The following is a 12,329-nucleotide window of genomic DNA, read 5'->3' on the forward strand; positions in this document are numbered from 1 at the left end:
CGACATCGCAGAAGATCCACGGCAGAAAGTCCCCGAGCAACATGACATGGTTGCCGGAGTTCATGAGGGGATCGGCCGTGTTGCCGTTCCACAGCTCCCAGATCGTGGTGGCGCCGTGTTTGATCATGTGTCCCCACGAGGGATAGTCCTCGCGAAGAGCCAGCGCGGTGGCCAGATCGGCGCGACCATGGGCTGTGAGCGTCCGGAAGAGCCATTGGATGCCAATGAGACCGGTCGCAATCTCCGGCCTCCCGTCAACCATGACCCGCTCCACGAGCCGGTCGAAAACATCTTTGGCCTTTTCCTTGGGCGCGATCCCGAAGGCCAGCGGCAAAAGTTGCGAGGTCTGGGTTCCGTTGCCGTATCGTCCGCTCGTGGCATCGAGAAAACGCGCGTTGATCGCGTCGATCATCCGTGCGCGCCGCGCCCTCCAGTCGGCCGCGTCTTCCTTCCGTCCGAGCAGATCGGCGAATTCGGCGGCAATTTCCATGTTGCGCACCAGGTAAGCCGAGGAAAGCAGGGCCTTGTCCGCTTGGCGGTCCGGGGAGGTCGAGACGATGATGTGGGCTTCCTCGGGCGGAACGCACCAATCGCCGTAGATGTCGCGTCCGACGAGGCCCTCGGGAGTCACGTATTTCGCCATCCGCAGCAGCCACTTCGAGATGGCCGGGTATGCTTCCTCGACGATCCGGCTGTCGCCGTAGTGCATGTGGAGATAATACGGGATCGCGGCCACGCAAGTCGGCCAGGTGACATTGTCGTTATACATGCGCCAGAAAGGAGGCGCGATGTCGGGCACGCAGCCGTCCGCCGACTGCGCGAGCATGATGTCGTGCGCCCACTTCCTGTAGAAAGCCTGCACGTCGAAGAGGAACATTTCACCCGAGGCGCCCATGGCGCGGTCCCCCAGCCAGCCCATGCGCTCATCGCGTTGCGGGCAGTCGCACGGGAAGCTGCGGTAGTTTCCGCGGATCCCCATCGCGGCGGCCTCGACGATCCGGTTGATCAGCGGCTCGGAGCAGCGGAACCCGGCGGTCGTCCCCACATCGTCGTGGACGAACTCCGCCACCGCCTCCACCACCTCGTCGGCGCCCCGGACTTCCGCGTAGCGGAATCCATGGTAGGTGAAGGAGGGTGCATACGTCGTCTCGCCTTCGCGAAGCGTGACATGATCGGTGCAAAGAGCCGAACGCAGGTTGTCGAGCGCGAGCAGGTCGTCGGAATCCAAACCCTCCGCGTGGCGGATTTGCACGGTCGTGCCGGCGCGTCCGCGCAGGCGGACCCGGCATCTCCCCACCAGATTTTGCCCGAAGTCGAGCATGGTCGTGCCGAATTTCGTTTTCCACTTCCGCACCGGCTCGAAGCGCGCGGTCACGCGGATCGGGTTGATCGGCTGCGAGCGCAGGACTCCGGGAGGCGCCCCCACCGGCAGGGCTTTTTCCCACGACGAGGCATCGAAGCCCGGCCGGGTCCATGCCGGATCGTCCAACCGTGCGTCGAACCACTCGCCGTCGAATTCATTGTTCCAGCCGATCGCTCCCTTGTCGTTGAGGCTCCAATCCGGACCGCTCACGATGCGCTCGATCGTTCCATTTTTGCGGTGCAGTTCCAGTTGGAGCAGCAGCTTCGGGCATCCGTAGGTCTCCATCGGAATGGGAACCCGGACGCGCGGGGCGAAATACCTGCCGTTGCCCAGCACGCAGCCGACGGCATTGGCCCCCGGTTTGATGAGTCCGGTGACATCGATGGTGCGGTAATAGGCGAGCCGATGGTAATCGGTGGCCGCGGGGGAAAGCTCGTCGTCGGAAGCCTCGACACCGTTGAACCACAACCGCGACAGGCCCAGGCCGGAATAATACACGACGGCCCGCTCCACGTCGTCCGGGACGGTGAATTCTTTGCGCAGGTAGCGCGCGGAGAGGTTGGGATACTCCGCCGGCGATTGCAGATGCCATGGTTCGATACCGAAGGGACCCACGACGTGCGCGCCGATTGCGGTCTGCGCATCCCCGGAGAAAACCTTCCATTCGGCGTCGGTCACCACGCGCCGGCCGGCCAGGTCGAAAGAGGCTATGACACCGCCGTGCGGATCCCGGTCGTGGCGCTTCGTCGCCCGAATCCGGAAAACATGCTCGCCCGCTTCCAGCGGACCGAAGGTGATGGCGTTGGGGATGGTGAAAAGATTGAAGTTTGCCTGCGCCGGATCGAGCCGGCAGATCGGGACGCCGTCGACCTCCAGTTCCGCCGCATCGTCGGCCAAACCCCAGACGCGACATTCACCCCCCTTTTCGAGCAGCACCTTCCGTTCAAAACACCGCTCTCCGGGAGCACCCGAAGAATCCCAAATCCACTGCGCACCGAGGAAGGGGTGGGCGGGGTATTCGGTGGCCGCATCTTTTCCCACCCAAGTCGCCTGCCAATCACCCTCCGCAAGCCCCATCGTCCAAAAGGCCGCTTCGCTCGCCCGTTCCCCGCTGCCGGCCACATCGACCAGGATCTTCCAGTGGTATTCCTTCCGGCTTTCCAAAGCCGGCCCGGCGTAGCGGACGGAACAGGGCAGGGCTTTCCCCTCGCGAATTTCCATCCACCCGGAATCCCACACGTCGTATTTCCCTTTTTCCAACGCCTGCCGCGTGCCGGAGACTGCGCATCTCCACCGGATGGCCTTGCCATTTCCTTCCCATGCCCAAGAAAGTTCGGGCCACGCGTCGTCCACGCCCGAAGGATTGCGAAGCGTGTTGCACCGCAGAACGGTGGGACGCAAGGGATCGGTTGTTGTGCTCAAAGTGAGATTCGTTGGTTTTTTTTGGCGTGCCGGGGAGAAAATTTACTTTTTTCCCTTTTCGGCTTGGTCCGTCAAACATTTCCCGAATGTTTGTTGCAGTATTCTCGTATATCGAATAAAATTTTATTAATGAAAACTCGACGGATCACGTTGAAAGATGTTGCCAGGGAATCCGGCGTGGCGGTGAGCACAGTTTCCTCGATTCTTAACAAGCGTCCGGACAATTGGGCCTCCGAGGCGACGCGCAAACGCGTATTCGATGCGTCGGCCCGCCTGGGGTTCCGTCCGAACAAGATGGCGCGCAGTCTTCGCGGCAAGAATTTCGACTTGGTGCTGGCATCTGCGCCGCGAATGACCAATCCCTTCTTCGCGGAACTGGCGAGCGGGATCCGGCGCCGTCTTTCCTTCGAAGGATTGGATCTCACCGTGGAGGAGACCGATTTTCACCAACAGAGGTATACGCATCTCCTCGATGGTCTTCCCGGCCGCTCTATCGACGGGGCGATTCTCGTCACCAGCGCCGCCATGGAATCGGATCAAAACTTCCCGAGGGCCGCGGCGGCTGTGCCCTTGGTGCTGCTCGGGGCGGGCCTCGCGTCCACGGCCTGTTGCCGGGTTGAGTGTGATATTTCCAATGGTTTGCAGCAGGCCATTCTCCATCTGCGCGACCTCGGACATGGCAGTGTTGGCATGATGGACTGCGCCAGCGAATGCCCCGACGCCGCCAACCTCTTCGAACTTATAACACGGATTTCGGGTGAACTGGGAATGCGCATCCGGCCGGAGTGGCACGTTCGCGGCGGCGGCAGTCTTGATCAAGCTCGGGAAAACGCGCGTGTCTGGGCCACTCGTAGCGAGCGCAATGAGCGTCCGGGTGCGCTTGTCTGCACCAATGACATGACGGCGATTGCGTGCATTCGCGGTCTGGGAGAGGCCGGACTGCGGGTTCCGGAAGATATTTCGGTGATCGGGATCGATGGCATTCAAATCGCGGAAATGCTGCCGCGCCGCCTCACCACCATCGCCCAGCCTATCGAAGAAATGGTTGCCAGGGCCGTGCATCTTCTGTTGGGGAGAATACGGGGCGGCTTCAGTGCGCCTCCGTCCAGCATCCTTCTTCCTTGCCACCTGCGCCTTGGCGAGACCACGGGACCTGCTCCTGCAATCTGACCGTCCTGACCGGTTCGCCGGCGATCCCTCAATGCCTTGACCTTTCGCGGGGGAAGCGTTTTATTTCATGTTGCTGTTGTCTTCATGGCAAATTCCTCCCCAAACTATGTGAGTTGCAGGAGGCGGGTGACGAGTTCATTGCCTTCAGGTTTCACCTTGATCGAGCTTTTGGTGGTGGTGGCCATTCTCGCGATTTTGGCCGGGTTTGTGGTTCCTGCCATGCCTTCTTTGCTTGGAAGCCAGGGGGTGGGGCGGGCGGTGGCTGATGTGGAGGGGGTCTTGGAGTTGGCCCGGACGGAGGCGGCTTCGCGGCGCACCTATGTTTATGTGGGCTTCGTGAATTCAACCAATTCACTTGGCACCAGTGAATTGCGCATCGGGGCCGTTGCCTCCAAGGATGGAACGACAAACCAAGCAGGCAACAATCTCACTCCGCTCACCCGGCTCGTGAAAATATCCGGGGTGAAAATGGTGGATGCCTCGGAGTTGCCGGCATCGATTTCTTCCGGAGTTTCCAATTTCGTCACGGCTTTGACAAACCAGGTGAATTTCAGTGTCGGGCCGCAGAGTTTTTCCAGTGCGCCGGTGGTGATTGTCTCTCCCCAAGGGGAGACGGTGCCGCAAGCCGGTTCTGTTTTTTTTAAACCTTCAATCTCCGTCGGGTTGGCGCAGACGAGGGGCACGACGATCGTGCGCGACAACGGAGCGGTCGTGATTTACCGCGGAGCTTCCGGCGCCATTGAAACGCGAAGACCATGACATCGATGCCGCCATCCCTTTGCCGCAGAGAACCGCGTCGTATCGGTGGGTTCTCGCTCATCGAGGTCACCATCTCGCTCGGGATCATCGCCTTTGCCTTGGTCGCAGTCGTGGGACTTCTTCCGAGCGGGCTGAGCGCCCAAAAACAGGCCTCCCAACAGGCCCGTGCGGCTCAGGTGCTCAACCAAGTCTCGCGTTCATTGCTTAATGTGGGGACGAATCAGAATTTTCTGCCTCCGCTGACGAACCTGCCCGTGGCGGCGGGTTCTACGAACATGGGTTTTTTTCGCGACGGCACGATTGGCGCATCCGGCACCGAACGTGAGGGATCGGTGTATGTCGGACTGGACAACCCCACCTCTACTACCAACGTCTGTCGGGCCGTGGTTTCCGTCGCCTGGCCCGCCTCGGCCACGCGCATCAGCAACGCATGGACAAAAAATCAGGGTTCCATGGACGCGGTGCTCTTCATCAATCGTCCCCAATGAACCATCGGGACCACTGCCGATTGCTTGCCGCCGAATCGCGCGTGCCGCGTGGCCCGCGGAATGCTTTCAGCCTGATCGAGCTGTTGGTGGCTGCCGCGGTGATGGCCATGTTGCTCGTGTTGACCGTGCAGATTCTCTCCAGCACAAGCTCCGCCGTCCGGTTGGCAGACCGGCATCGCGACACCGACAATCAGGTGCGCGTAGCCATGGACCGCCTGACCGAAGATTTTGCCACGGCGATGCTTACCGGCGGCGCCAGCGCTTTGGTGAGGAGTGCCAACGAGCCGAATTCCTACCTCCGCTTTCTCTGCCTCTCCCGCGTGCGGGAGGGTTCATCCACTCCCCGGCCCCGGGGCGCCGCGGTGGGTTACGGTGTCAACGATGTGACGCAAACCAACGCGGGGACCTCGTTCACAACGGGGTTGTTGATGCGCGGGGACGGGCGCATTGCCTTTTCGGGAACCGCAGTCGTCAGCCTGTCGGATATTTTTAGGGAACTTTCCCAGTCTCCGCCGAGCAACGTCATACCCGATGCCAACTGGGAACCCCTCGCCAGCGGCATCGTGCGGTTTCATATCAGCTATCTGCTGGACAACGGCGACATCGTCCAAGTGCCGCCCGCCTATTCGATGATTTCTCCGCAAACATTCGCAACAACGAGCTTCCTCAACGGGCTCCCGCTCGGCTCCGGTTGGATGGCGGTGGCTTTCGCTCCGGAAAACGCCCCGGCATCGGGCCGCTACGTCAAAGCACTCATCGTGTCCATGGCAAGCGCGAGCCGGGATGTGCTTGCGCTGGCCTCCAGCTCCGGACAACTCGGCCAGATCGATGCCCTCGGGACGCCCGGGGACGGAGTAATCGCGCGGGCTTTATGGGAAACCAATCTTACCACCAAAGTGACCTTCCGCCCCCTCCTGCAAAACCTGCGTTTCTACCAGAGAACCCTCGCTGTGCCATGAACACTTCCCACCCAACGGACGCAGGATGTCCTCACATTATTGCCCGGTGCGCCGGGAATCCCCCGCTTCGTCGCGCAAGGCAATCTGGCGTGGCATTGGTCATCACGCTGAGCATGGTCGTTCTTTTGACCTTTTTGATTGTGGCATTCTTTTCCTCCGCGACCAATGTGCGCAAAGTCGAGAACAGCAGCGCGGGCGGGGTTTCGGCGCGGCTCTTGGCCGAGGGCGCACTCGGCGCCGTGCAGGCCGAACTTCTTGAGGAGATACGCGCTGGATCGACAAGCGCCGCTGCCGGCGGGACAACCATCTACACTCCCAAAAGCGCGATCAACATGGTTCCCGCAGTCGCCGCCCTCGCCAGCGGCACCAACTTCGCCAATGTCGTCAAACAAAGCGGACGACAATTCTTCACGGGGGCGAAAATTTTCAACTCCACGGGGAATGATTCCACCGCGACAGCCGCGGCGGACGGCCGCAGCGTCAATCCGTCCCGATGGTCCGCTCCCATGCTGACTGGAACAAATTTTGACACCAACAACGCGCCCCGCTGGATTTACGTGAACCGCGACGGATCTTACACGGTCGCCGCATCCAGCAACACCATTGGCCGCGTTGCCTTCAATGTTTATGACATAGGAGGACTGCTCAATATCAATGCCTCGGGTTTTGCGCCGGGAACCGGCGGCACGACCTTTTCTTCCGAGGCTCAGCGCAAGGGGTCCGCGGTCTGGGCGGACTTGCGCGCGCTGCCCGGCATCAATGCCAGCGCCTTTGCGGACGCGGACGCATGGCCCCCGAAGTGGCGACTGACCGGGAACTGGGGGAGCGGCGCCGGCGGATTCTCTCTTTTATCGACGGCCGCCGATGCCAGCGGACCTTATTACGAGCGCACCGGCTGGAGAACAGCTTATCTCAAGCCGGCGGGAGCCGACTCCGATCGCATGTTTGCCTCGCGCCAGGACCTCATCCGCTATGCCAAAGCCTACCCCGGCACTTTCACTGCCAGCGGCTCTCTCATTCCCGCGCTCCAATACCTGACCACCTTCAGCCGCGACATCAACGCCCCAGCTTTCCAACCTGATCCCGGACGTCCCAAGGTGCAACTAGACAGCGCAGGCGGCGGAAACGACGCGAAAAACGCAGACAATAACATCAATCCGTCGCTGCTTGCCGCCACCAAGGTTGGCGGCTCGCTGGCCATCACCAATCGCTTCCCGCTCTCGCGACTGTCGCTGGTTTCCACCCCAATTCCTCCCGCTGCTCCTGCCGGCGATACTGCAAAGATCTTGGATTATTTCGGTCTCACTTGGGATGCGTCCAACAATCGCTGGACATATAATCATGGAGATCCAGGGAAAATTTACCGACTCAGCGAGGTTCCTGCCGCCCGCGATCCCGACTTTTTCGAACTTCTCAAGGCCGCCATCAGCGTGGGTTCTCTTGGCAAACAGTTCGGTGCTGATTTCCCTGCTGCATATATACCGGCTCTCCCGAGCAGCAGACTGGGGGGCGATGATGGGCGCGTCGAAGATCAGGTCGTGCAGATTGCCGCCAATATCATCGATCAAGCCGACGCCGACAGTTACCCGACCCGCATCCAGTTCAACGGGCGCACTTTCTATGGCATCGAGGACCTGCCTCGCATCTATCGGGGGCATGAAACTTCTTACAACAGGGGCACGATGCCGAATTTCGGTGTTCGTGCCGATGGCGACCCGCTTCTTCCCCCAACAAATCGTGCGAAACTCTACGTCACGATGGTTTATCCCGAGTTGTGGAATCCGCATCAACCTTCACCCACACCCGGCGGGTCGGTCCCGGCAAACTTTCGTGTTGTCGCCAATACTTTCACACCCATCGGGGGCCAGTCTGGCTACCTTTGGAATTCCAACAACACGGGGATCCAAGGCGGCGGTAATGCAGGATACTTCTCGGACTTCAGCGCCCGCACAAACGGCCCGAATTGCTCCCAACGGTTCACTTACACCGCAGGAGAAGGCGCCAACAGCGGCAACGCCAACGCCGCCATCACCTTCAACTTGGGCACGGGAGATGCCAGCTTCCGCGAGCCCCGCCCGCTCTCGGCGGTAGGCTACCCGCCTGGAAGCAATGCCAACGGCTCGCCCAATAACCCCGACATGGCTTTGACCGCACTGGTCAGTCCGGGTTTGCCGGACACGGTGGTCAATATTGCTGAGAGCGCTGTGGTGAATCCATTGCACGGCGGCAACACGACCGCCTACCGGAGAGCTTTAGGATTTGTCGCTTATTATGCCCCATTCCTTAACAAGGGATGGGTTCCACCCCAACCTCCAAGGTGGTTGCTCTTAATGATAGGACTTGGAGGACCGGTATCCATGGAGCTGCAATATCAGGAGGACCTGGGTGGCCAATGGTGGACGATAGATAAAATGGATGTCAGCTATGCCAATGATCTTCGCTTCGTCCACCAGCAATCGCGCGTTGCCAACCGGGCCGATCCACGCAGCAGCCGATGGGGTTCTCTTTATTCTATGGGCGAAGGCACCGAGTCGGCTGATACGGCTTACCGCTATCACACCGGCCAGACGGCCAATCCCAGCTCGGGAAATTTTCCGGTAGCTCTGGGCGGTATGCCACCGGGTTGGCAGGTGCCGGCTCCCGGCTGGGTTGGAGCGGCGAATGGCGGCCAACTCGGGTATCTCCAATGGAATCTTTCCGGCTCGCCGCTGCGCTACGCCGATCCCGACGGAGTTCTGCGGGGAGCGGACTCCAAATATAGTTCCGGCACGGTCGGACTACCGATGATCACGGGCAACAACACCAGCCGTCCGGTGGTGCTAAACCGGCCGTTCCGCTCGGTCGCGGAGTTGGGCAATGTCTTCCGCGACACCCCATGGCGATCCTTGGATTTCATGTCCCCGGAAAGTGGCGACCGCGCCCTCCTGGATATATTCACCGTATCGGAAGGGCCGGATGATGGCATTGTGGCAGGGCGGGTCAATTTGAACACACGGCAGGCACCTGTCCTAGCGTCCTTGATTAAAGAAGCCGGACTTGCCACAGGCGCCAACATCAGCGATTCAGAAGCCACGGCCGCAGCATCGAAGCTCACGGATTGGACGGCCTCCACGGATCCCAGCAAAGGTCCCCTCCGCGACCGGTCGGAGTTGGTGGGACGGTTTGTTTCCGGCACCAACTTCAAGGGCCCGCTCGAGGACATGGCGGGGCAGTTGGCGGCTGCGGATCGTCCGATCAAGACCAGCCGTGAAGCTATCGTGCGCGCCTTGGCAGATGCCGGCACGACAAGAAGCTGGGTGTTCCTCATCGATATCATCGCCCAGAGCGGAAAACTGCGGCCCGGCGGCTCCACCGGAGCTGACTTCGTTGTCGATGGAGGAAGCCGTATATGGAACTCTGTCGCCATCGACCGCTTCACCGCCGAAGTCATCCAACAATCCAATGAAATGATCCAGGAATGAAAACGCCCCTCCTTCCCCTGGATATCGCGTTCTGCAGCCTCGCGCTCTGCTTGCCGCAGGCCGCCATGTCCCAAACTGCGGAAGTCGAGCCTCTAAAACCCCTCCGTGCACCGATGAATGCGGCGTGGACGGTTGATATCCGATACCCGGCGCAGACGCAGAGTGCCGCGCCGCAGGAGAATCCCGAGCAAAAAGGGAGCGATACGGTCATGCCTCCACCTGTGAAGGCCAAAAGCGTTTACGTGCAAAAACAAAAGGACGTCTATCTGGAAGTGGTGGCTTTTGATGACGGCAGCAAGGAGGAGCGCTGGGTGCTTGACGGCATGCAATTCAAAACTTCCGACGGTGGGGGAAACGTCATGCGCCTGCTGCCGAGCGACTCGACCGCCTCCGACTACAGCGAGACAGACTTTCCCGACCTTGCCTGGGTGTCGGGACTCAAACCGCGGATGGTCGAGGACAAGGGCCGTCAGTTGCTTCTCGTTGAAGTCAACGCTGCCGATCGTCCACTGACGAAAAAGGAACAATCCGCCAAGCAGATGATGGACCTTTTCGCCAAGCAATATGCCCATTCGCTGGAGCAGCAGAGCGCCAAAACCAATGGCGCGACAAGTGCAGCGCCGCAGATGCCCACCATGCCGGAGAAACCGACGGGAACCATACGCCTCTACCTCGATCCCAAAACGAAGCTGCCTGTCCGCTATGAGTCGCAAGAGCAAACTTGGATCTACAGTTTTCCTGCCAATGTCGAGCCTCTGCGTCCTCCTGAAAAGTTCAGGGCTGCCCTCGAGAAGTGGAGCATGGAGATGAAGGCGGCAAGACGCGCGCCTTCCAAGCCCTAGTGGTGGCCGGTGTTGCCGAATGGAATGCGGAACTCCTCCGGGCCACCAGGGCTGCGCCGCCCCCTTGAATCGTCCTTTATCCGATTGGCCGCTTTGATACGGTCCGGTGTGCTCCCGCTTGACCCGCCGACTCCCCGTTTTTTCCTGCGACAGCCATCATGAGTGATTCCCAAAACACACGCGTCCCCCTGAAAACCAAGATCGGGTGGGGGGCAGGCGGATTTTTCGAAAACACGGTGGGCAACAGCATCGCCGTGATGGCCCTGCCGATCTTCAATATCGCGCTCGGGTTGAGCCCGGTGTGGCTGGGATGGGCCATGAGCATCCCGCGCATATTGGATGCCATCACCGACCCGGTTTTCGGAACGTTGTCCGACAACACGCGCACGCGGTGGGGCCGTCGCCGTCCGTGGATGTTTTTTGCGGGCATCATCACGCCGCTCTGCCTGGCCATGATGTGGAGCGTGCCGACCCATTTCAGCCAGATGGCCATCTTCGTCTGGTTCACCGTCTTCTGCACGCTCACCTTCATCCTCGGGTCGGCCTACTCCATTCCCTACAACGCCCTGGGATTCGAACTCAGCCCGTATTACAACGAGCGCACCAGCGTTCAGTCGTGGCGCTTCTTTTTCATCGCTTGCAGCGGCCTGCTCGTCGGGTGGCTCTACCGGTTCTCCCTTTTCCCGCTCTTCACCGGCGTGCCGGTGGAGGGCGTGAAGCCCGAGGTCATCGGCATGCGCAACCTCATGTGGATCCTCACGCCGCTGCTCATCCTCGTCGCGCTCTGCCCGGCTTTCTTTTCCCGCGAGACCACGGCCATCGAATCGCAGCCGAAAATCGGGTTGCGGGACGGCTTCCGCATGACCCTGCGCAACCGGCCGTTCATCATCTTCATTCTGCTCGGGCTCTTCAGCCTCACCGGCGGGGCCATCGTCGGGCCGTTCGGGCTTTACCTGGGGATTTTTTACGTCTGCGATGGCAGCAAGGAATTGGCCTCCACCATCGCGGGCGTCGGCACCATCCTGAACACCCTGCTCTCCTTCGCCCTCATCCCGGTGGTCGGGCGGATTTCCTCGGCTCTCGGCAAAAAGGAAACCTTGATCATCGCACAGATTGTTTTGATCGCGGCTTCCTTCCTCACGTGGGTGCTCTACACGCCGGCGATGCCGTGGCTGATGGTTGCGGCGATCCCCTTCAATTGTTTCGCCCTCACGTGTTTCCTGATTCTGAACGGCTCGGTGCTGGCGGACATCTGCGATTACGACGAGCTCAACACCGGCTTGCGGCGGGAAGGCATGTATGGGGCGGTGGCGGCTTTCATCGGGAAAATGGCCGCCTCTTCCATCGGGATTCTCAGCGGCTACATGCTGCTCTGGGCCGGTTACGTCACGGAGGCATCCATCACCGACGACGTGCTCCAGCGCATGCGCATCATGTATGTCCTCGTGCCCGCCGGACTCGGCCTCATCGGGCTCCTTCTCACGCTCGCTTTTCCGCTGACCAAAAAGCGCTGCCTCGAAATCCGCGAACAACTCAACGCCGCCGGTCCCGCGACGGAATAATAGCAACGCCCGTTTGCAACTAGAACCTATCCCAAAACCTGGCGTGGTGGCGTTGCGTATAATTTTCGTTTGTGGCAAGGAGCAAGCGATGTGGCTGTATCCTCTGCGATACAGTCCCGGGCGGCGCGACGCAGCCACGGACGGAAAGCGCCGCAACCATCCCGGGCAGGGTCATGGCGGGGCGTCTGGCGGCGTTGCTTCGCCAGTCACGATGCGCAGAGGCATCGCTCCCTGCTCGCGCCTTGCCATCCGCTCCGCCATGACTCTGCGCCACCCCGCGAGGTTTCGGGATAGGTTCTAGTC

At 60.6% G+C, this 12,329-nt stretch carries 8 protein-coding genes; 7 read left to right on the forward strand and 1 reads right to left on the reverse strand.

Translation table 11 applies throughout. The features are described from left to right. On the reverse strand, positions 1-2,785 hold a 2,785-nt coding region (locus tag FGM15_12745), incomplete at its 3' end, for a hypothetical protein (protein ID MBU3666726.1). Positions 2,786-2,914: 129 nt separating this feature from the next. Here FGM15_12745 and FGM15_12750 point away from each other — a divergent pair. The 7 genes from FGM15_12750 to FGM15_12780 all read left to right on the forward strand — a co-directional run bounded on the left by FGM15_12750 (position 2,915) and on the right by FGM15_12780 (position 12,026). Next, positions 2,915-3,955: a LacI family transcriptional regulator gene (locus FGM15_12750; protein ID MBU3666727.1), complete on the forward strand. Its 1,041-nt coding sequence runs from the start codon at positions 2,915-2,917 to the stop codon at positions 3,953-3,955. An 84-nt stretch (positions 3,956-4,039) separates the two neighbouring features. Beyond that, positions 4,040-4,714, forward strand: a complete 675-nt coding sequence (locus FGM15_12755; protein ID MBU3666728.1) for a prepilin-type N-terminal cleavage/methylation domain-containing protein — start codon at positions 4,040-4,042, stop codon at positions 4,712-4,714. 5 nt (positions 4,715-4,719) lie between these two features. Continuing rightward, positions 4,720-5,202, forward strand: coding sequence for a hypothetical protein (locus FGM15_12760; protein MBU3666729.1), 483 nt, complete (start codon positions 4,720-4,722; stop codon positions 5,200-5,202). Further along, complete coding sequence (locus FGM15_12765; protein MBU3666730.1) at positions 5,145-6,161, forward strand: prepilin-type N-terminal cleavage/methylation domain-containing protein; 1,017 nt, start codon at positions 5,145-5,147, stop codon at positions 6,159-6,161. The genes FGM15_12760 and FGM15_12765 overlap by 58 nt, the downstream gene beginning before the upstream one ends. 89 nt (positions 6,162-6,250) lie before the next feature. Beyond that, the gene (locus FGM15_12770; protein MBU3666731.1) at positions 6,251-9,622 is read left to right on the forward strand and encodes a hypothetical protein; all 3,372 of its coding nucleotides are present in this window, start codon (positions 6,251-6,253) and stop codon (positions 9,620-9,622) included. Then, entirely contained in the window at positions 9,619-10,464 is an 846-nt protein-coding gene (locus FGM15_12775) for a hypothetical protein (protein MBU3666732.1), read from the forward strand. The genes FGM15_12770 and FGM15_12775 overlap by 4 nt, the downstream gene beginning before the upstream one ends. A 158-nt stretch (positions 10,465-10,622) precedes the next feature. Further along, on the forward strand, positions 10,623-12,026 hold the full coding sequence (locus FGM15_12780; GenBank protein MBU3666733.1) for an MFS transporter: 1,404 nt from the start codon (positions 10,623-10,625) through the stop codon (positions 12,024-12,026). Positions 12,027-12,329: the final 303 nt, after the last annotated feature.

The organism is Chthoniobacterales bacterium (assembly GCA_018883245.1).
In the GTDB taxonomy this organism is placed as follows: Bacteria; Verrucomicrobiota; Verrucomicrobiia; order Chthoniobacterales; family JACTMZ01; genus JACTMZ01.

What these genes read in the sequence shown, in the direction of transcription:
- FGM15_12750 (MBU3666727.1), top strand. Translation starts at nt 2,915, where the DNA reads ATGAAAACTCGACGGATCACGTTGAAAGATGTTGCCAGGGAATCCGGC.
- FGM15_12755 (MBU3666728.1), top strand. Translation starts at nt 4,040, where the DNA reads ATGGCAAATTCCTCCCCAAACTATGTGAGTTGCAGGAGGCGGGTGACG.
- FGM15_12760 (MBU3666729.1), top strand. Translation starts at nt 4,720, where the DNA reads ATGCCGCCATCCCTTTGCCGCAGAGAACCGCGTCGTATCGGTGGGTTC.
- FGM15_12765 (MBU3666730.1), top strand. Translation starts at nt 5,145, where the DNA reads ATGGACAAAAAATCAGGGTTCCATGGACGCGGTGCTCTTCATCAATCG.
- FGM15_12775 (MBU3666732.1), top strand. Translation starts at nt 9,619, where the DNA reads ATGAAAACGCCCCTCCTTCCCCTGGATATCGCGTTCTGCAGCCTCGCG.
- FGM15_12780 (MBU3666733.1), top strand. Translation starts at nt 10,623, where the DNA reads ATGAGTGATTCCCAAAACACACGCGTCCCCCTGAAAACCAAGATCGGG.